Below are 19,333 nucleotides of genomic sequence, written 5' to 3' on the forward strand. Positions count from 1 at the left end.
AGGCGCTCGGGCCGCAGGACGCAATGGCGGCGATTGGTGCAGAGCGGCAATACACGGTTTTTTGCTTATGACGACGGCGTTCAAGAAATTTGAATTTGAGGCTGCGTGACGCCGGCAATTCCGAGTTGGTGAATTATCTGCACCCTTAATAATTTGTGCCGATCACGCGGGGCGCAATCGGCACAAGTTGGTTCAAAACCTACATATTTGGATAGTTCGGCCCATCGCCGCCCTGAGGGGTGACCCAGGTGATGTTCTGGCTGGGATCTTTGATGTCGCAGGTCTTGCAGTGGACGCAGTTCTGGAAGTTAACCACGAAGTCAGGTTTTCCATCTTTTTCCACGATTTCGTACACACCAGCCGGGCAATAGCGCTGAGCGGGCTCGTTGAACTTGGGCAAGTTGACGCTGATTGGCAGATTCGGATCACCCAGTTGCAGATGGCAGGGCTGGCTTTCCTCGTGGTTGGTCATGGCAAAGCTGACGTTGGTCAGGCGGTCAAACGACAGGGTACCATCGGGTTTTGGATAGTCGATGGGCTTGTGCTTGCTGGCCTCTTCGGTCGCCAGCGCATCGTTTTTACCGTGGCTGACTGTGCCGAAGAACGAGAAGCCAAATAGCGTGTTGGTCCACATGTCCATGCCACCCAACATCAGCGAGGCAGTAAGGCCATACTTGGACCACAGCGGTTTGACGTTGCGCACCTTCTTCAGGTCCTGGCCAATTACGCCCTGACGCACCTCAACTTCATAGGTTGTCAGCTCATCACCGGAACGCTCTGCCTTAATCGCGGCAAAGGCGGCCTCGGCTGCGGCTTTACCCGAGAACATGGCGTTATGGTTGCCCTTGATGCGCGGCACGTTGACCATGCCCACCGAACAACCCAGCAGCGCCACACCGGGTGCAACCATTTTTGGCATCGACTGATAGCCGCCTTCGGTGATTGCACGGGCGCCATAGGCCACACGTTTGCCGCCCTTCAGTAGGTCAGCCACCATCGGGTGATGCTTGAAGCGCTGGAATTCCATGTAGGGGAAGACATGCGGGTTGCGGTAGTTCAGGTGGACCACAAAGCCCACATAGACCTGATTGTTGTCCAAGTGATAGATGAACGAGCCGCCGCCAGCGTTGCTGCCCAGAGGCCAACCCATGGTGTGGGTGACCGAGCCTTCCTTGTGCTTGGCCGGGTCAATCTCCCAGATCTCTTTCATGCCGAGACCGAATTTCTGCGGCTCGTGACCGGCCTGCAGGTCGTATTTGGCGATGACTTCCTTGGATAGCGAGCCACGCACGCCTTCGCCGAGGAAGACATATTTGCCGTGCAGCTCCATTCCGGGTTCATAACCGGGGCCAGGGGTGCCATCGGCATTTTTGCCGAACTCACCCGCAACGACGCCTTTGACTTCGCCGTTGTCGCCGAACACCAGTTCGGAACAGGCCATGCCGGGGAAAATCTCGACGCCCATTTCTTCGGCTTGTTCGGCCAACCAGCGGCAGACGTTGCCCATGGACACGATATAGTTGCCGTGGTTGTTCATCAGCGGCGGCATCGGGAAGTTGGGGATGCGGACATGGCCTGCTTCACCCAGCATATAGAAATTGTCTTCTTTGACCGGAGTGTTGAGCGGCGCGCCCTTTTCTTTCCAGTCGGGAATCAGCGCATTTAGACCACAGGGATCCAGCACCGCGCCCGACAGGATATGCGCGCCAACTTCTGAGCCCTTTTCAAGCACAACAACATCCAGATCGGCGTCTAGCTGTTTCAGACGGATGGCAGCGGACAGACCAGCCGGACCCGCCCCAACGATCACCACGTCATATTCCATCGCTTCGCGTTCAAACTCGGCCATCAGGCGCTCCTTGGCTATATTTCGCTACCGGCCCCGCTGGGCGCAACATTGTTTCGCGACTGATAAGCCATCCTTGGATGGCGAGGTCAATCCAAACTCTACGTTAGGCCACCGTAGAACAGGTATTTAGGGAAAAAAGTGTGTCAATTTCCGTCACTCAGGGGTCGTTTTCCGTCTCGGCGCGATCTCCCATCAAGTATCGTGGCCCCTGCCCCTTTTGCGCAGCCCGGTCTTGCGGGTTGTATAACGCACATTTTGGCAGGGACAGGCAGCCACAGCCGATACAGCCGTCCAGTTTGTCCCGCATTTGTGTCAGGGTTTCGATGCGTTGATCCAAATGCTCCCGAAATCCTTCGGAGATTTTTGTCCAATCCGCAGGCGTTGGGGTGCGACCGCCCGGCAGCGATTTCAAAAAGCCGCGAATTTCGGGCAGTGAGAAGCCAATTTGCTGGGCGATCATGATAAAACTGAGCCGCCGGATGTCGGCGCGGTGAAACCTGCGCTGGCCACCGCTGTTACGCCAAGGTTCGATCAGGCCCTGCGCCTCGTAATAGCGGATGGCCGAAACCGCCAAGCCGGTTCGCTCTGCCAGATAGCCAATTGAGACACCGCTGAGTGCTGACATCGCAGCCTCCTGATTTTTGTGAAAGAAATACCTTGACCTAAAGTTAGGTTTAGAAATTACGGTGAGTCGACTCAAGTCAAAACAGCAAGCAAACAGGAGCTTTTTGAAATGCCCGCAATTCTTGAACACAGCAATTTCACCGTTTCAGACCCGGATGCCACCGCCGCTTGGATGTGCGAGGTGTTTCACTGGCATGTGCGCTGGTCTGGCGAAGCGATCAATGGCGGATACACCGTGCATGTGGGCAGCGATGACAGCTATCTTGCGCTGTATCGTCCTCCCGAAACCGCCAGCGCCAAGGGCTCTAGCTATACAACCATTGGCGGGTTGAACCATGTCGCCTTGATTGTTGAAGACTTGGATGCATCCGAGCAGGCGGTGAAAAGAGCCGGGTTCACAACAATGAACCACGGAGATTATGAACCTGGGCGTCGGTTCTATTTCCACGACAACGACCGGATTGAGTATGAACTGGTGCAATACGACACGCCTTAAGCCGCTTGAATGAGCAGTTTTACGCTAAACCTGCGCAACAATCGGAATAGACGGTCCAACTAGCCCCCCTAGCCCTTGCAATTGGGGCCGGGTTTGGGTCAGGTAAATGTCAACTAAAGTCGTCGCCCCGTTGCTCTCCGCATCGGGGCGCCGGTTTTGAAAGCGACACGAACTGTTATAGATATCTGGACCAAGTCACATGGACAAAATTCCAATGACCCCGGCGGGCTTTGCCGCCATCGAAACCGAATTGAAGAAGCTGAAAACCGTCGAGCGCCCGGCCATTATCGAGGCCATCGCTGAGGCGCGCGAGCATGGCGACCTTTCGGAAAACGCTGAATACCACTCGGCCCGCGAGAAGCACTCGTTTATCGAAGGCCGCGTCAAAGAGCTGGAAGGCGTGATCAGCTTTGCCGATGTGATCAACCCGGCCAAACTGTCCGGAGCCATCAAATTTGGCGCCAAGGTCACTTTGGCTGACGAAGACACCGATGAAGAAAAAACCTGGCAGATCGTTGGCGAGTATGAAGCGGACGTCGAAAACGGCATGCTGAACATCAAGTCGCCAATTGCCCGCGCTTTGATTGGCAAGGAAGAGGGCGACAGCGTCGAAGTCCGCACCCCCGGCGGCCAGCGGTCCTATGAAATCCTGAATATCGAATACTCCTGATCTCTGACGTCGAGCCCAAGTCATGACCGGACCCAGATCTGAACAAAACAGCAGTAACAGCCCGTCGATCGGGCTGTATGACCAACCACGCGACAGCGCCTTTAGCCGGGTTGAAATCGTGGCACTGGTGTTGAGCGTGCTGTGGATTGTTGTTGCCAGTTGGTTCTGTTTTTCCGCGACGGGGGACACGTTTGATCAGAGCCGGTTGTATCAACTGGTGGCGGTCCTGGCGGTCCTGATGCCGGTGGTGATGGCTTGGGTTGCGGCAACTGCGATCCGGTCCAGCAAGGTCATGCGGGAAGAAAGCCAGCGGTTGCATGCAGCCATTGACGGGTTGCGCACCGCCTATCTCATGCAGCAGCAACAGAACTCGGCCGGGCACGAACCCTCGGTCAGCAAGAAGCTTGACCAGATTGCCGAGGCCACCCGCAAGACTGAGACCACGCTGGCGACATTCCAATCCAGCAGGCGCGACACACCAAGACCGGCGATTCCGGCCACTGAACCAGAGGCCCCGGCCGAAGATCAGGGTTTGCTGGCCCTGGGCACCTCCGCCGAGGATATCGCGCCAACCCTGCCGATGACCGAGTTCATCCGGGCGCTCAACTTCCCCGAAACAGCAGAAGACGAAGATGGCTTTGCCGCATTGCGTCAGGCGCTGCAGGACCGCAAGGCCTCGCAGGTGATCCAGGCGGCACAGGACGTGCTGACCCTACTGAGCCAGGATGGCATCTATATGGATGACCTGCGCCCCGACATGGCCCGCCCCGAGATCTGGCGCCAGTTTGCCCAGGGCGCGCGCGGCCGTCCGGTGGCGGCGCTTGGCGGCATTCGTGATCGGACATCACTGGCACTGACAGCCGCGCGCATGAAGCAGGACCCGATATTCCGCGATGCTGCACACCATTTCCTGCGCCGGTTTGATCAAATGTTCTCGCAATTTGAAAGCGAAGCATCGGATACCGAGATTTCCGCCCTCAGCGAAACCCGCACGGCACGGGCCTTTATGCTGTTGGGCCGCGTCGCTGGAACCTTCGACTAGCATCTCACCAACGGCTCCCGCCCATCGCATCTACATCTGCGATGAAGTGCTCTCGTTGGGCGTGGCGCTGCGCCATGCGCAGCGGCCTCTTGCGGATATTTCTGTAGCAAGCAAACACAGTCGCCCGCTCTGCAACGGCTTGTTACTATACAAGGTGTCGCAACCAGCGGTGACGCGCCGTGCATCGCACGGCGCTTGGCCCAACGGGAGCGGACCGTCAGGTCCAGTGACGGGCGGGAGACATTGGATTACATCAGGAAGCTACTGTAGGGGATAAAACGCACCGAATCGCCTGGGCGGATATGAGCAGGACCATCATCCAGTTCCACCAGTCCTTCTCCCCAGCTGAGACCGCTGATCCGGCCAGAACCTTCGGAGGCAAAGACCTCGGCCTGACCATCTCGCATGCGGGCGCGCAAGAATTCGCGGCGACCAGGTTTCTTGCGTTTCTCAAACCTAGCGGGCACTTGGAACCCTTGTGGTTCAGACCAACCTGCCCCGGCCATCAATCCAAAGGCAGGGCGGGCAAATATCAACGTGCAGACCAGTGCCGCAACAGGGTTACCAGGCAGGCCAAACACCGGCGTGCCCTGCCACATCCCCAGCGCCAGCGGACGGCCGGGTTTCAGCGCGATACGCCAGTGTTGGATTGCACCTTTTTCGGTCAGCAGGGCTGAGACGTGGTCTTCGTCCCCCGCCGAGGCTCCGCCGCTGGTGAGGATGACATCAACCTGCTCGGCTGCGCTGTTCAGTCGCGCCTCTAATGCCTCGCGATCATCCTGCACCTTTCCCAAGTCGACGGCGGCAAAGCCCATTTGCTGCAGCAGACCCAGCAGCATGGGGCGGTTGGCGTCATAGATCTGGCCCTTGCCAGCCGTCTGCCCAACTTCAACCAACTCGTCCCCAGTAGACAACACCCCTACTCGCAATTGTTGGCGCACAGGCAGTTCGGACAGGCCGGTTGCGGCGGCCAGCGCCAGATCGGCGGGGGTTACGACACGCCCTTTGGGGAACACGACATTTCCGGCTGCAACATCCTCGCCGGCGCGACGGGCATTGGCGCCCTTCTTCAACGGCCCGTGAAAGGCAATCTGGCTGCCGTCGCAGGTCACGTCTTCTTCGAGGATAACCGTATCGACACCCTCAGGCAGGGCTGCCCCGGTGAGCACCCGGATCGCAGATCCAGCAGGTACGGTGCCGTCAAACGGGATGCCGGCGGCAGCTCGGCCCTGCACCAGCGGTAGGATCTGCGGACCTTCAGCCATCGGGCCTGCAAAGCCATAACCATCGACTGCTGTATTGGGCAGCGGTGGGTTCGACCGCAAAGCGGTGACATCCTCAGCCAGCACTCGGCCCAGTGCCTGATCCAGCGGCAACACTTCACTTGCTGTCACCGGGCCAAGGCGTTTGCGCAGGGTGGCCAAGGCTTCGTCCACTGGGGTCCAGTGGGTCCCGGCTGGCAGAGCAAAACAATCGTTACGGAGCGGTGGCGGCTTGATCATGCCGGGACCTCGTTTGTGAGTTCCAGTTCTGACAGGATGAAGTCTGCAATCGCGCGGGTATCGTTCAGGTCGAACACTGTGCGATCCAGATCCAGCGGGGTATCACTAGCGACCGCGTGAATGCTGGGATCATCGGGGGCAATCAGGGGCTGGGCAGCAGCCTCCCGGTGCGCCTCGATCTTGGGGTGGGGTTCACGCTTGTAGCCTTCGACCAGCACAAGATCGACCGGGGACAGGCGCGCCAGCAGGTCGGCCAGTGGAGGTTCTTCAGCGCCGCGCAGTTCCTGCATGATGGCGACCCGTTGGCGCGAGGCCAGGATGACCTCGGCCGCGCCCGCCTGTCGGTGGCGGTGGCTGTCGGTGCCGGCTTGGTCCACATCGGTCGAATGATGCGCGTGCTTGATGGTTGAGACCGTCAGCCCACGCGCGGTGAAATCGGCCACCAGCCGCTCCATCAGCCCGGTTTTACCGCAGTTCTTCCATCCGGTGACGCCGTAGATTTTCATGAGTGTTCTGCCAGCATGGCCTCGGCCTTTTGCAGGTCTTCAGGGCGGTTGATGTTGAAGAAGGGATCGTAGTCCCAATTAGGGAACATGGCGTCGGCAGCATTGTGGCGACTGGTCCATTGTACCACTTTGCGCACCCCATCGTTCAGGGCCGCGCGCAGGTCCTCGCGTAAAGCAACCGGCCAGAGGCCAAAGGTTGGCTGACGCAGTGTGCCGCGCTCGGGGTCCGGCGTGGCGGCCAGCGCGATATTGGTGTCGTCCATTTTGGCGGCAAGTTGCAGCACCTCGACCAGATCCTGCGGAAAGAACGGCGTGTCGGCAGCGGCGGTGACGATATGATCTGCGCCTTGCGTGGCTGCGTAGTCCAGACCAGCCAGAACACCTGCAAGTGGCCCAGCGTAGCCTTGGATGCTGTCGGCCACAACGGGGAGATCATAGTCTGTAAAGCGGCCGGGATCACCGTTGGCATTTAGAGCCACCCCCGAAACTTGTGGCCGTAGGCGTTCGATGACATGGGAAAGTAAAGGCTGGTCGCCAAGCTGCAGCAGCCCTTTATCACCGCCGCCCATTCGGGTGGCGAGGCCTCCGGCGAGGATTATGCCGAGGGGTTTGGTCATGATTTTTTGTCCTTTCCTCGCCAATCCTCAATGGCATCCCAAATCTCCGCTTCCTGCCCAGTTGCAAGCACTGACTTGGGCAAAACATATGTGAAAAATCCAGAATAGAAGAACATGCCCGCTGGCTCATTGACAACGTGTTCAATCGCAGGCCACCGAACGTTCCACTCCACGTTTTCCGAATTCATTCTCAGCATTTTCGGCGATAATTCAAAAGTTGTGTCGCCGCTGTAGATCGGAGATTTCAGCATCTGCCTCAACTGCCACGATTTTTTCACATGCGCAGATAGTTTCATTACGCAGATAGCCAAAACACTCCCCAGTAAAGGTGCAGCAACACCTAAATATTGTTGAGGAAAATGGTTTTTATTGAGCAGCATGAAAGCTAGAACGATCCCTCCCATGGCAAGCAACGCTCCTTCAAGCATAGGAACTAAAAGCAGCGAGAACGTCATGTTCTTGAAAAATTTTGGACGGGGGCAACGCTTGATGGCTTGCGACATCAGCTTTGGACACATCGGTCCTTGCAACACTAAGTTAAATGTTTTTTCGCTCATCTAAAGTGTCTCCAATAGTGCCTCAACAAATTCCTATCCCATCCGGCAGCACCGCCGGGCTGCGCCTGACCTTCCCCCCGGGAAGGCGCTTTGCACCTCCCCAAGGTCAGGCACTGCCCTTCGTATTTCATTCAGCGCTCTTCCTGCGATGCTTCTTATCCTCACCCGCCACCGTCGCCGGATCCACGTCCCGTTCCAGCCGTTCATCGCCGGACAAGCACACAAACCGCTGCCCGCGCATGCGACCGATCAATGTCAAACCGACCTCGCGGGCGATCTCCACACCCCAAGCGGTGAACCCGGAACGTGAGGCCAGCACAGGGATGCCCATCATTGCGGTTTTAATCACCATCTCAGACGTCAAGCGCCCAGTGGTATACATGATCTTGTCAGCTGCCTGGGCACGTTCCGACACCATCCAGCCGGCAATCTTGTCTACCGCGTTATGGCGGCCCACATCCTCCATATAGACCAGTGGGCGGTCCTGATGGCACAACACCGAGCCGTGAATGGCACCGGCTTCGAGGTACAAAGACGGCGTGCGGTTGATCTTGTTGGCCAATGAATACAGCCACGAGGTTTTGACCGGGGTGGCGGGGAGTTTCACATCCTCCAGCCCCTCCATCATATCGCCAAACACCGTGCCCACCGCACAGCCCGAGGTGCGGGTCTTTTTCTTCAGCTTTTCTTCGTGAGAAGTTTCAATCTCGGTGCGGACCACCACCACCTCAAGATCGTCATCATAATCCACCCCGGTGATCACGTCGTCATCGCGCAGCATGCCCTGGTTACGCAAAAAGCCAAGCGCCAGGTATTCGGGGTAGTCGCCAATGGTCATCGCCGTGACAATTTCCTGCCCGTTCAGATAGATGGTCAGCGGCCGTTCCTCGACCACCGAAATCTGGCTAGCCTCGCCATTGTGGTCCACGCCAGTGACCGCGCGGGTCAGCCTGGTATTGGCCGGGTTGGGCGCGATCAAATATTCTTTCAGATCCACTGTGTTGGCCAATTGAAACTCCCCCGGATCAGCCTTAGGTCTCGTCGAAACTAACCTAGGATCTTGCCATGCCATTCACCACCACCAAATCGGCTTTCTGGAAGGGCTTTCGCGACAGCGCGCCGTTTATTCTGGTGTCGGGTCCTTTTGGGTTGCTGTTCGGGGTGCTGGCGGCCGAGGCGGGACTTATTGTCCCCGAAGCCTTTGCCTTTTCAATGGCGGTTTTTGCCGGTTCGGCGCAGTTTACCGCGTTGCAGCTGATGCAAGAGAATGCACCGGTGTTCATTGTGTTGATCTCGGCGCTTGCGGTGAACCTGCGGGTGGCGATGTATTCGGCCTCGCTGACGCCCTATCTGGGATCGGCTCCTTTGTGGCAGCGCGCACTGGCGGCCTATTTGACGGTGGATCAGGCCTATGCCCTGTCGATTGTGCAATTCGAGAGCGAGCCAAAGATGACGGTGCCGCAGCGCATGGCCTATTTCTTTGGTACCAATGGGTTGGTGGCGCCGGTCTGGATGATGGCAACGGTCACAGGCGTCATGGTTGGGTCGCAAATTCCAGCCAGTTGGGGACTGGATTTTGTGTTGCCACTGGCGTTTTTGGCGATGATCGGCCCGATGCTGCGGACAGCGGCGCATCTGGCGGCTTGTTTTGCCTCGATCATCACGGCTCTGTTTGCCGTGGTGCTGCCCTATAATCTAGGGCTGATCGTGGCGGGATTGGTAGGCATGATGATCGGCGCACAGGTTGAGCTGTGGCTGGAGCGGCGCAAGCTGGCAGCGGAGGTTTCGCAATGAGCACGATTGATCCAACCATCCTGTGGACCGTCATCATTGGGCTGGCCATCGGCAGTTTCGGGCTGCGCTTTGCTTTTATCGGGTTGATGGCTAATCGCACCATGCCCGCCTGGTTGATGCGTCACCTGCGTTATACGGCGGTTGCTATCATTCCAGCGCTGGTTGCCCCGCTGGTGGCCTGGCCTGCCCCAACTGGAGGCATACCCAGCCTGCCACATCTGGTGGCAGCCGTTACCACACTCGTCGTTGGGTATTTCAGTAAGAACGTATTGACAGCCATGGCCGCCGGAGGGCTGACATTGTTCACCCTGTTGCAGCTCATCGGATAGCCCCCTCCCACAGCCAAGTCCTCCCGCCCGTCGTTGGCATCTGCGGTGCCATCCGCCCGTTGGGCGTGGCGCGACGCGATGCGCCGCGCCCAAGTCCGCAACCGGTATTGGCCATAGGCCAATGGAGCGCGCGGGCGCGGGAGCCTTTGTTGAATTTGTAGAGACTGGCAAACTTGGCCTGCCCCGTTTCCAGGGCAGGTCGAAAGACACCAATTTGAGGCAGAAGCCTAGCCGTTCAGCGCGGCATTGCCACGGGCCAGGCCGTCCTGCAGGTCGTCGCTGTCATTCTCATAGTATGTGTCGGTCACCACACCCGGAATATCAGCAAACTGATCCATCAGCTTGGTGGGGTAGAAGGTCACCTTCAGGTCTTCGAAACCAGGCAGTTGCTTTAGCAGTGACGAGGTTGCATTGGCACAAAAGGCGCCGGGTACGCGACCATTGGTTTTTGCCAGTTGATAGGCCATCTCGGCCTGTTCAGGCGTCACTTCGATCGTTTGGATCACCGCGTGAAAGGTACTGCGGGCGTGGCCGCCGCGATAGGCGCGCTCAACCGCCGGCGTGATGCCGTACAGAACGTCATCCCGTTCCGGAACAACATCCGCATAGAACGAGCCTGCGGGGTCAAAGATGACCCTTTCAGAGGCGTTGATCATCAACGAGGTGTGACCACCTTTACCGGTGCGGTTGTTGATGATGGTATAAAGTGTCAACGTCGCCGGACCCGGCGCGCGGTAGGCAACCGCTGCCAGGGTCTCGTTCGTTGCATTGGGCTGGGGTTGGTCCGCACAGCCAGCAAGCACTGTCAGCGCCAGAAGCGAAGCCCCCAGTTTTAAAACTAAACGCACTGACAGCCCCCGATCAGGTTGCGAAAACAGCCAGGAACACAGCCAGCATAATCATGGCCACGCAAAAGCGAGTCACAAATGTCATGAAGCCGTTGTAAGTGTTTTCCTGCACTGTGGTATCCATAGAACCGTGCTTGTGATCTGCCATGGGTCGTTTCCTATTCGCATATGTTTTGGGTTGAATATCGGAATTGAAAAAGCCTGTCACCACGTCATTGCGGCGCAGGGTGATAGAATCTGCGTTAGTTGCGGCTCCAGCACTGGTTGAACCCGTATCCCCATCGCCAGCTCAGGCCCGTACAGGGGCCGCCACCGAATCGCACAGAGTAGTACATGCTCCCCGCCAAGAGCTCATAGGCTTCGACCACTTGCGCCTCGGTCACACCATAACTCACCGCAAGTTCGGCCTGACGGTCCTGCCCTGTTTCGATGATACAGGCCTGAAGTGTCCGGTCTGCCTGCAGGCGTGCGTCATAACTGTCAGAGGCGTTATCCGCGCCGCCAGCATTATGATACGCACGGTCATGGGTGACACAGCAGGATTCAAACGGAGGCTGCTCTTGGTGGTCGCGGGCAAATTGCGGCCAGTAGGAGGCAACGGCCTGCCAGCTACTGGACATCCCACCGCTGCATCCGTCTGTGGTAAAGGGGGCTGGCGCGTTGACCCGCTCAACTTGTTGCATCAATGCGGCGTGGGCCTTCAGTTCCAGGCCACGGCCCAGCTGGTCCAAGTCTTGCGCAGAAGCCTGCCCGATCCCAAACCCAAGGCAGAGAACAACAATCACAGGCTGACAGAACTGGTTGAATGGATGGTTCGCGCCAGATCCCGAGGAGGGGCGCATCGCAACTTTGCGCAAGGCTGGTGAAATAGACGCCAGCTTCGAACGACTGAAACACTTATCCCATTCACGCCCACCCTGGCGGGCGGGGTCGGGCGTGAACCGGATCGCAAGCGATCCGGAGAGTTTCACCGTTGAATTGCAGATTACATCCTTCACAACACTACGGGCTGACATCGCGGTATTCCTTGGGATTAAGGCTCAAACCCAGCTCCTCGACCAGCCAAAGCACCATCCGTTCCGGCGTGTTCAGCTCGGCTCGAACTTCGAGCACCTGACGGGCTAGGCCAGGCTCGTCGGTAATCAGCCCATCCACGCCCATCGAGATCAATTTGGACATTTGCAGCGGGTCATTCACCGTCCAGACATACAGATCCTTACCCGCCGCATGCACCGAAGCAATCAGGTGCGGCGTTGCCATCTCGGCCCGAACGGCGGCGAAGTCACCATCTAGTCCAGCCAGTTTGCCTACGGCGGTGGCGGCAAGGATCCCGGCGCGCCAGTCGGGGCGCAGTTCCTTGGCCCTTTGCACTGAACCGTATTTGAGTGACATCAGGGCGATGTCATCTACCATGCCTGCGTGCTCGACCAGTTGTACGGTGCGGCCTTCGAGGTCGACATTATAACCATAATGCTTGAATTCGATCAGCAGTTTGGCACGGCCTTTGACCTGTTGCAGCACATCGCTGAGCATCGGGATGCGTTGGTCAGCGTAGGCTGCGTCGAACCAGCTGCCGATATCTACCTGGCTCATCTCGTCGAGCGTAGCGGCATGGATTTGCAGATTGACCTGCGCCAGCTTCATCAGGTCGGCGTCGTGCATTACCACCACTTGCCCGTCAGCGCTTTCTTGGACGTCGATTTCGACCCAATCGGTGCCTTGAACGATGGCTTCCTCAATAGCGGCAGTGGTGTTTTCCGGTTTGCTGCCCGCCGCGCCACGGTGGGCGATGATTTCAACTTCATCAGTGGTTTGAGCGGCGTCAAACAAGGCCTGCCCCATCCACAAGGAAAAGCCGCCCAGTGCCACAGCCATGCCTGCAAATCCATAGAGACCCAACCGCAGCTTCGGTGGCTTTTTCAGGTAGCTCGGCAAGGGCGGATTCTCGCCGCCAAAGTGGCGATCAAGGATCAGAGCCAGTGCGCCCAGTGCTATGGCAGACACCATAGCGTCACCAACCACCCAAACAGCCATAACCACCAGAGCAAGCAACAAAACACGCAGCATATTGGCATCAGTGCCAACTGGCATCCATGCAATGATTATCCCGGCCAGCGCTGCAAGTGTCGCAACAAACGCGGTGCGCAGGACTAGCCAGACGACCAGCTCTAGCTGCAGTTTAAGGTGGTGGCCCTTCATCTGTTCGGCGCTGGCGGCAAAGCTGCCCCGGGGCGCAATATCTTTGAACAACACCAGATGCAGCGCCAGGGCCCAGGCGGACAGGCGCTGTAGCAGCAGCAGCGCCAGCACAGCAACGTTCCCTCCGATCAGAGCCACTGCCAGTTTGAAGGCAGGTGGGTGGTAGGTCAGGTAATAGTTAATGTCATACTCGGTCAGCAGCCACAGCGCGACCAACCCGCCCGCCACAAGAAACGGTACCGAAAGCAGCAGGATGCGGAGCAGCAGCAGGCCGATAAAGACGGCCAGATCGTACAGTTTCCTGACCACAGCAAACAGAGCTACGCGCGCGGTCTGCCAGCGGCTGGGTTGTTCATATCTGAGCGACGCAGCCATCACCGCAAAGCCGGTGACCTCGGCGACCAGAACAATGCTGAGAACCGCCAGGGACAGCAGGAACCCCACCGGAGAGAGCACGAAGAGGGCGATGTCTTGGTCGGTGAGCGCGGCTTGATCGGAGAAAGACACTGCGAGGTTGACCAAGGCCCCGAGCAGCGGTGCGATCAGGGCCAAGGACAGCAGGCGCAGGGTGACATGGACGGACAGGTTGAGCCGCCAGCGCTGTTTGGCTCCGGCGTAGGCTTGCAAGACGAGAGAGAAAGGATTCAACACAACACTCCTGACACTATGGCAGTCATAGAACGATGTGCTACGCGATATCGCAAGAGCGGATACGAAAGGTCTGTCAAAGCTCCCGCCCGTTGATCACGCATCAAGGATGCGTTCCGCCCGTTGGGCGTGGCACTGCGCGTGGCGCAGTGCGTTAGAAGAGTATTGCTGAGAAGCCACTGAGGGGCAGGCCTGCCCCTCAGTGAGCCATATCAAGTATCAAAAGCTTGGTGCCGCCTCAACGAGCATGCCCGCGCCGGGGCGCGGTGGCCTGCGGCCATCGTTGACCCGTCACCAAGCGAAGGTGAAAGGATCAGGCCTCTTCGAGGTCGGAGGCCAGTTTGAAGCCAATGCGGTTGGCAGGCTTGTCCTGTTGCGGTTTCGGCAGTGCGCGCAGCATCACATTCAGCTGGCTGACGTGCTGCACCAGCTGGGTTTTACCGCCTGCACCATCGGTGCCGTAAAAGGTGATGATATCGGGGTCGAAATAGCCCATGCCTTCGATCCGCAGCACACCTGCCTCGCCACCGACAAAGCCCATGGCAACCTCGTGCTCACCATCGAGCTGCTTTTCAAAGTTCTGGATATAGAGGATCAGCCGCTCATAGGCCCAGCGCGCCTGGCTTTTCTTCTCGACCGGCTTGTTCAGCGCCGCTGGCACTGCGTTCAACCCGGCCTGTGCTTCAGGGTCGGCGTGGACCTCGTGTAATTGTGGCAGCGCCGCCGCTTCGGCGGCCTCGGCTGTGGTCATGATTTCGTCGGCCATCTGGTGCCCTCACCCCTTGCGCTGGTACAGCCAGGCCCCGTCGGCGCGGCGGCTGCGGTCCAGTTTTCCAATACAATACAGGTGGTTTACATGCGCGACAGCCTCGACCAAAGCAAGCCCATATTCACCTTCGCCTATTGTTCGCTTGAACAGAGGTGAGAAACATTCAGCTGCAGTTTTGGGTGTATCGAGGTGATCCAGCAGCCGTTCAAGTGCGCCGTGGTGGTTGTCGATCAGCTGTCGCATGCGCAGCGGCAACCGTGAAAACGGCAGTTTGTGACCACCCAACGCGATGTGATCGGCGCGTGCCAGTGGCGCCAGCCGCTCGCAGGCTTCGAGCCAATCGGCCAGCGGGTCGGCCATCGGCTCGGTGGCATAGACGCCGATATTGGGGCTGATCGAGGACAGGATCTGATCGCCGGTGATCACCAGATTGTCATCGCGGCTCCAAAACGTCGCATGTTCGGGTGCATGCCCATTGCCCATGTGCACATCCCAATCACGCCCGCCCATGCGGAACACATCGCCCTGCTTGATCCGGGTGAACCCCAGCGGCATCGGGTAGACGACATCGGCAAAATTGAAGGGGCGGTCGGCGGCGCGTTTGTCGTAGATCTCGGGATCCATGCCCGCGCTGCGGTAATAATCCAATGTTTCCTGCGGCCATTCTTCCTGCACATCCAGCGTCAGCATCCGGGCAAACAGCCAGGCGGTGCGGGTGGTGACCAGTTCGGCGCCATGTTCGGACTGGAACCAGCCTGCGTTGCCGATGTGATCTGGGTGGTGATGGGTCACAACCACACGGTTCACTGGCTTGCCCTTGAGTGGACCTGCCATCAACTGTTCCCACACCCGGCGTGTTTTGTTCGATGAAAACCCGGTGTCGATCACCGTCCAGCCGTCACCGTCATCCAGTGCATAGACATTGACGTGGTCCAGCTTCATCGGCAGCGGCAGGCGCATCCAGAGCACACCGCTCGCCACCTCGATCGCTTCGCCCTGTGCGGGGGGCTCTTCCCAGGGGTGGCGCATGGAAACTTCGGGGACAGAGGTCATGATCAGCCTGCCAGTTCTTCGAGTGTGAGAGCAAAGGCACCATCAGCCCCGGCCTGAGCATGGGCCAGCAGCGAGGCGTGTTCGGGCAGCATCCGATTGATGTAGAACCGCGCCAGTTTTTCACGCGGACCGCCGACATCAGCCATGGCCGCAGCCAAGTGGAAGTGTCCGCCCAGCACCCGGGCAAAGGCGCGCAGGTAAGGCACAGCCCCGGCAAAGCGGTTGTTCATATTGTCCTGTGCTACTAGCCACTCGGTTGCCTCGCGCAGGGTTTCACAGGCCTGCCAGACGCTTTCGGCCATGTTGGGATGGGTGGCGCGGGCACGCTCGGCCTGCTCTTCGATCTCGTCGATCAGGCGGTTGGCCATGTCGCCGCCATCCATCATTTTACGCGCAACCAGATCCATGGCCTGAATGCCATTGGTGCCCTCGTAGATTGCGGTCACCCGCACATCGCGGAAATACTGTGCAGCGCCGGTTTCCTCGATAAAGCCCATGCCGCCGTGCACCTGAACACCGGTATCAGCCACCGAGATGCCGGTATCGGTGCCAAAGGCCTTGGCGATTGGTGTCAGAAACGCCGCGCGCGTGGCCCAGTCGCCCTCACCCGTGGCGGTCTGCATGTCGATGGCCACGGCACAGGACAGCATGATGGCGCGGGCCGCAAACAGATCGGCCTTCATGGTCATCAGCATCCGCCGCACATCGGCATGGTCAACGATTGCACCGCTTTCGCTACGGCCCTGTTTACGCTCAAGTGCATATTCCAAAGCATGCTGATAGGCGCCCTCGCCTGCGCCAATGCCCTGACCGCCGACCCCCAGCCGCGCGTTGTTCATCATAGTGAACATCGCCGCCATGCCGCCGTGCTCCTGCCCCACCAGCCAGCCGGTGGCGCCATCGTATTGCATCACGCAAGTAGGCGAGCCGTGCAGGCCCATTTTGTGTTCCAGGCTGACTACCTTGAGGCTGTTGGCCTCACCGGCCTCGCCATTTTCATCGGGCAGAAACTTCGGCACGATGAACAGCGAGATCCCCTTGGTCCCCGGCACTCCATCCGGCAGACGTGCCAGTACCAAGTGGCAGATATTGCCGCAGAAATCATTGTCGCCCCAGCTGATGAAAATCTTTTGTCCAGAGATCGCATAGGTGCCATCGCCATTGTCTTCGGCTTTGGACGCCAGCGCGCCGACATCTGACCCGGCCTGGGCCTCGGTCAAGTTCATGGTGCCCGCCCATTCGCCGGAAATCAGCCTGGGCATATAGAGATCCTTGATCGCATCGCTGGCGTGATGATCCAACGCTTCGATCTGCCCCTGTGACATCAAGGGCGCCAGTTGCAGCGACAGGCAGGCCCCGCTCATCATCTCGTTCACGGCTGTGGTCAGCGCCATCGGGAGCGCCATGCCGCCTTGGGCCTCGGGCGCGCTCATGCCAATCCAGCCGCCCTCGGCAATCGCTTTCCAGCCCTCGGCAAATCCGGGGGATGTCCGCATCACGCCGTTTTCCATCCGGGAGGGTTCCAGGTCACCGCTGCGCTGCAAGGGGGCGATCACCTCGTCACACATCTTACTGGCCTCGGTCAGGATGGCGGTGACCACATCACTGGACGCATCCGCAAACCGCTCGGTTCCTGCGACCTGTCCATACCCAACCACATGGTTCAGCAGGAATTCATACTCGGGAACGGGGGCGCGGAAGCTCATGGCGTTGTCTTTCTATGGCGCGGCGGCACGGGCTTGGCTTCCCTGTGCGCAGCCGGTATCTATCAAGGCTTGACGATTACCTAGCGGGGCAAGCCGCGCAAGCAAACCAAAACGCGGCGTCACCAAGATGAACAACGAGACCACACAAATCCTAGGTTCAAACGAGCCAGACCTGCAACAGGCAGCCAAATTTCTACGCAGCGGCAAGCTGGTCGCCTTTCCCACCGAGACCGTTTACGGGTTGGGCGCAGATGCGTGTCAGGGGCAGGCTGTGGCCTCGGTTTTTGCGGCCAAAGGACGGCCTTCGTTTAACCCGCTGATCGCCCACTTACCGTCGATTGAAGCAGCGCAACGTTACGTCATCTGGAATGAACACGCCCTACACCTGGCCGATGCCTTTTGGCCTGGCCCGCTGACACTGGTACTGCCCCTGCGCGAGGGGCACGGCATTTCTCCGCTGGTTACAGCCGGGTTGGACACATTGGCGATCCGGGTTCCGGCCCACCCCACGGCACAGCGACTGCTGGCGCTGGTAGACGGGCCAGTGGCAGCCCCTTCGGCCAACCCGTCGGGTCGGATCAGCCCCACCACCGCCGCCCATGTGCAGGCTGGCCTGGATGGCAGGCTGGCCGCCATTGTGGATGACGGGGCTTGCGGCGTTGGACTGGAGTCGACCATTATTGGCTTGGCTGGGGCCGAACCCATGTTACTGCGTCCTGGTGGGCTGGCCGCCGAGGACATCGAGGCCGCACTGGGCCAGCCTTTGCTACAACGCGACGTGACTGATCCGTTAACCGCGCCGGGACAACTCCTGTCGCACTACGCGCCCAACGAGCGCGTCCGGCTAAATGCCAGCCAGGCCCAAAACGGTGAGTTGATGTTGGGATTTGGCCCTATGGTTTGTGATTTGAACCTTTCTGCAAGCGGTGATCTGACCGAGGCAGCCGCCAACCTGTTTGGTCATCTGCACAGGCTGGATGCGCTGAGCAAACCCATCGCAATCGCCCACATACCGATGCATGGGTTGGGTCAGGCGATCAACGACCGACTGCAACGCGCCGCAGCTCCCAGAACCTGAAACCAAGTTCTCCCGCCCCAGCGCGGCTGCGCCGCGCGGAACCAGCAGATAAACCGGTACTTCAACCGCAGGTCTGGGCCGGGTCAATGATGGCCGGAGGCCACCGCGCCCTGGCGCGGGCGCAGCTCGTTGACGCGGTGCAGATCGGCAAAACACTCGCACTGGCGTCCTTAGGGGCAAACCTGCCCCTAAGGCGCTTCTCAGCAGAACCTATAACAGCGGGCCGTAGGCACGGTGCCACGCCCAACCGGCAATGCCCCTCCATCAGGAGGTCAGTGCTGGACGGGAGCCCACGGCTATCTCAGGCGTGGCCGGCCTCGCTGGACAATCCCAGTGGATCCACGCCCAGGGACTGCAATGCTGCCCCCCATTTGGCATCATCGCCCATATCAAACACCAGCGCCTTATCAGCTTCGGCGGTCAACCAGCCGTTCATGCCGATCTCCCCCTCAAGCTGCCCTGGGCCCCAGCCGGCATAGCCCAGCATCATCAGCACCTGATCTGGCCCCTTGCCCACTGCGATGTCTTCCAGGATGTCCAAAGTCGCCGTCATCGAAAACGTCTCATTCACGTGCAGCGAATTGAGACTGGCCTCATAATCGGGCGTATGCAGGACAAAGCCGCGCTGGGTTTCCACCGGGCCGCCAAAGCGCACTGGAATTTGCCCCTGGGATACAGGATCCGGGGAAATCTCTAACTGACGCAGAAGGTCGGCCAGTTGCACTTCGGGCGCGGTCTTGTTCACGATCAACCCCATGGCCCCATCTTCGGTGTGTGAACACAGGAAAACCACGGTGTGATCAAAGCGCTCATCACCCATGCCCGGCATGGCAATCAGGAGTTTACCAGTGAGATTCATATACCCTTACCACTTTGTTTCAACGCACCAATCTCTGCCAAAGCCTTGAGCCGCGGCAGAAAGCTCTTTCTCTGTTCTGCAACAATATCTGGGTCAGCCTAGCCTTGGATCAACCATGGCCCGGCAAATGACTGTGCGCAAGGGGCGCTGGAGCGATAGGGCAATATCTCCCTCTGATCCCACTGAC

Annotated in this window: 21 protein-coding genes; 6 read left to right on the forward strand and 15 right to left on the reverse strand. The window is 58.9% G+C overall.

The features are described from left to right. Window positions 1–199 precede the first annotated feature (199 nt). Entirely contained in the window at window positions 200–1,849 is a 1,650-nt protein-coding gene (locus tag AC2T28_RS01220; RefSeq protein ID WP_486747120.1) for an electron transfer flavoprotein-ubiquinone oxidoreductase, read from the reverse strand. Between the two features lie 157 nt (window positions 1,850–2,006). Beyond that, window positions 2,007–2,474, reverse strand: coding sequence for a redox-sensitive transcriptional activator SoxR (gene soxR / locus AC2T28_RS01225; RefSeq protein ID WP_486747121.1), 468 nt, complete (start codon window positions 2,472–2,474; stop codon window positions 2,007–2,009). 108 nt (window positions 2,475–2,582) lie between these two features. Between soxR and AC2T28_RS01230 the strand changes: the two genes are divergently transcribed. The 3 genes from AC2T28_RS01230 (at window position 2,583) to AC2T28_RS01240 (ending at window position 4,681) form a co-directional block, all read left to right on the forward strand. After that, window positions 2,583–2,969, forward strand: a complete 387-nt coding sequence (locus tag AC2T28_RS01230; RefSeq protein WP_486747122.1) for a VOC family protein — start codon at window positions 2,583–2,585, stop codon at window positions 2,967–2,969. A 199-nt stretch (window positions 2,970–3,168) separates the two neighbouring features. Continuing rightward, window positions 3,169–3,639, forward strand: coding sequence for a transcription elongation factor GreA (greA, locus tag AC2T28_RS01235; protein ID WP_486747123.1), 471 nt, complete (start codon window positions 3,169–3,171; stop codon window positions 3,637–3,639). A 22-nt stretch (window positions 3,640–3,661) separates the two neighbouring features. Further along, the gene (locus AC2T28_RS01240; RefSeq protein ID WP_486747124.1) at window positions 3,662–4,681 is read left to right on the forward strand and encodes a hypothetical protein; all 1,020 of its coding nucleotides are present in this window, start codon (window positions 3,662–3,664) and stop codon (window positions 4,679–4,681) included. Window positions 4,682–4,929: 248 nt separating this feature from the next. On the opposite strand, the gene AC2T28_RS01245 is transcribed toward AC2T28_RS01240, so the two are convergent. The 5 genes from AC2T28_RS01245 to fdhD all read right to left on the reverse strand — a co-directional run bounded on the left by AC2T28_RS01245 (window position 4,930) and on the right by fdhD (window position 8,872). Then, window positions 4,930–6,183 carry a molybdenum cofactor synthesis domain-containing protein gene (locus AC2T28_RS01245; protein WP_486747125.1) on the reverse strand — a complete coding sequence of 418 codons (1,254 nt, stop codon included), beginning with the start codon at window positions 6,181–6,183 and terminating at the stop codon, window positions 4,930–4,932. Next, window positions 6,180–6,689: a molybdopterin-guanine dinucleotide biosynthesis protein B gene (gene mobB / locus AC2T28_RS01250; protein ID WP_486747126.1), complete on the reverse strand. Its 510-nt coding sequence runs from the start codon at window positions 6,687–6,689 to the stop codon at window positions 6,180–6,182. Before mobB ends, AC2T28_RS01245 begins: the two co-directional genes overlap by 4 nt. Beyond that, the gene (gene mobA / locus AC2T28_RS01255; RefSeq protein WP_486747127.1) at window positions 6,686–7,306 is read right to left on the reverse strand and encodes a molybdenum cofactor guanylyltransferase MobA; all 621 of its coding nucleotides are present in this window, start codon (window positions 7,304–7,306) and stop codon (window positions 6,686–6,688) included. Before mobA ends, mobB begins: the two co-directional genes overlap by 4 nt. Then, window positions 7,303–7,863 (reverse strand): hypothetical protein, encoded by a 561-nt coding sequence (locus AC2T28_RS01260; RefSeq protein WP_486747128.1) that lies wholly within the window; start codon window positions 7,861–7,863, stop codon window positions 7,303–7,305. Before AC2T28_RS01260 ends, mobA begins: the two co-directional genes overlap by 4 nt. Window positions 7,864–7,990: 127 nt before the next feature. Then, window positions 7,991–8,872: a formate dehydrogenase accessory sulfurtransferase FdhD gene (fdhD, locus tag AC2T28_RS01265; protein WP_486747129.1), complete on the reverse strand. Its 882-nt coding sequence runs from the start codon at window positions 8,870–8,872 to the stop codon at window positions 7,991–7,993. Window positions 8,873–8,928: 56 nt separating this feature from the next. Here fdhD and AC2T28_RS01270 point away from each other — a divergent pair, with 56 nt between their 5' ends. Together AC2T28_RS01270 and AC2T28_RS01275 are read left to right on the forward strand one after the other, a co-directional pair. Continuing rightward, window positions 8,929–9,657: an AzlC family ABC transporter permease gene (locus AC2T28_RS01270; RefSeq protein ID WP_486747130.1), complete on the forward strand. Its 729-nt coding sequence runs from the start codon at window positions 8,929–8,931 to the stop codon at window positions 9,655–9,657. Next, entirely contained in the window at window positions 9,654–9,986 is a 333-nt protein-coding gene (locus tag AC2T28_RS01275; RefSeq protein WP_486747131.1) for an AzlD domain-containing protein, read from the forward strand. The genes AC2T28_RS01270 and AC2T28_RS01275 overlap by 4 nt, the downstream gene beginning before the upstream one ends. A gap of 227 nt (window positions 9,987–10,213) precedes the next feature. Here the strand turns inward: AC2T28_RS01275 and AC2T28_RS01280 are convergent, their stop codons facing one another. The 7 genes from AC2T28_RS01280 to AC2T28_RS01310 all read right to left on the reverse strand — a co-directional run bounded on the left by AC2T28_RS01280 (window position 10,214) and on the right by AC2T28_RS01310 (window position 17,209). Next, the gene (locus AC2T28_RS01280; RefSeq protein ID WP_486747132.1) at window positions 10,214–10,834 is read right to left on the reverse strand and encodes a hypothetical protein; all 621 of its coding nucleotides are present in this window, start codon (window positions 10,832–10,834) and stop codon (window positions 10,214–10,216) included. Between the two features lie 13 nt (window positions 10,835–10,847). Further along, complete coding sequence (locus AC2T28_RS01285; RefSeq protein WP_486747133.1) at window positions 10,848–10,982, reverse strand: aa3-type cytochrome c oxidase subunit IV; 135 nt, start codon at window positions 10,980–10,982, stop codon at window positions 10,848–10,850. Window positions 10,983–11,076: 94 nt separating this feature from the next. After that, window positions 11,077–11,850, reverse strand: a complete 774-nt coding sequence (locus AC2T28_RS01290; RefSeq protein WP_486747134.1) for a hypothetical protein — start codon at window positions 11,848–11,850, stop codon at window positions 11,077–11,079. Beyond that, window positions 11,837–13,681: a glycerophosphodiester phosphodiesterase family protein gene (locus AC2T28_RS01295; RefSeq protein WP_486747135.1), complete on the reverse strand. Its 1,845-nt coding sequence runs from the start codon at window positions 13,679–13,681 to the stop codon at window positions 11,837–11,839. Before AC2T28_RS01295 ends, AC2T28_RS01290 begins: the two co-directional genes overlap by 14 nt. A gap of 313 nt (window positions 13,682–13,994) precedes the next feature. Next, window positions 13,995–14,447, reverse strand: coding sequence for a DUF6173 family protein (locus AC2T28_RS01300; protein WP_486747136.1), 453 nt, complete (start codon window positions 14,445–14,447; stop codon window positions 13,995–13,997). Between the two features lie 9 nt (window positions 14,448–14,456). Then, the gene (locus AC2T28_RS01305; protein ID WP_486747137.1) at window positions 14,457–15,503 is read right to left on the reverse strand and encodes an MBL fold metallo-hydrolase; all 1,047 of its coding nucleotides are present in this window, start codon (window positions 15,501–15,503) and stop codon (window positions 14,457–14,459) included. A 2-nt stretch (window positions 15,504–15,505) separates the two neighbouring features. Further along, complete coding sequence (locus tag AC2T28_RS01310) at window positions 15,506–17,209, reverse strand: acyl-CoA dehydrogenase (RefSeq protein WP_486747138.1); 1,704 nt, start codon at window positions 17,207–17,209, stop codon at window positions 15,506–15,508. Window positions 17,210–17,336: 127 nt separating this feature from the next. Between AC2T28_RS01310 and AC2T28_RS01315 the strand changes: the two genes are divergently transcribed. After that, window positions 17,337–18,287 (forward strand): L-threonylcarbamoyladenylate synthase, encoded by a 951-nt coding sequence (locus tag AC2T28_RS01315; RefSeq protein WP_486747139.1) that lies wholly within the window; start codon window positions 17,337–17,339, stop codon window positions 18,285–18,287. 301 nt (window positions 18,288–18,588) lie between these two features. Here AC2T28_RS01315 and AC2T28_RS01320 read toward each other — a convergent pair whose 3' ends face one another. After that, window positions 18,589–19,146: a YqgE/AlgH family protein gene (locus AC2T28_RS01320; protein ID WP_486747140.1), complete on the reverse strand. Its 558-nt coding sequence runs from the start codon at window positions 19,144–19,146 to the stop codon at window positions 18,589–18,591. Window positions 19,147–19,333: the final 187 nt, after the last annotated feature.

Source organism: Parasedimentitalea nitratireducens (assembly GCF_057444295.1).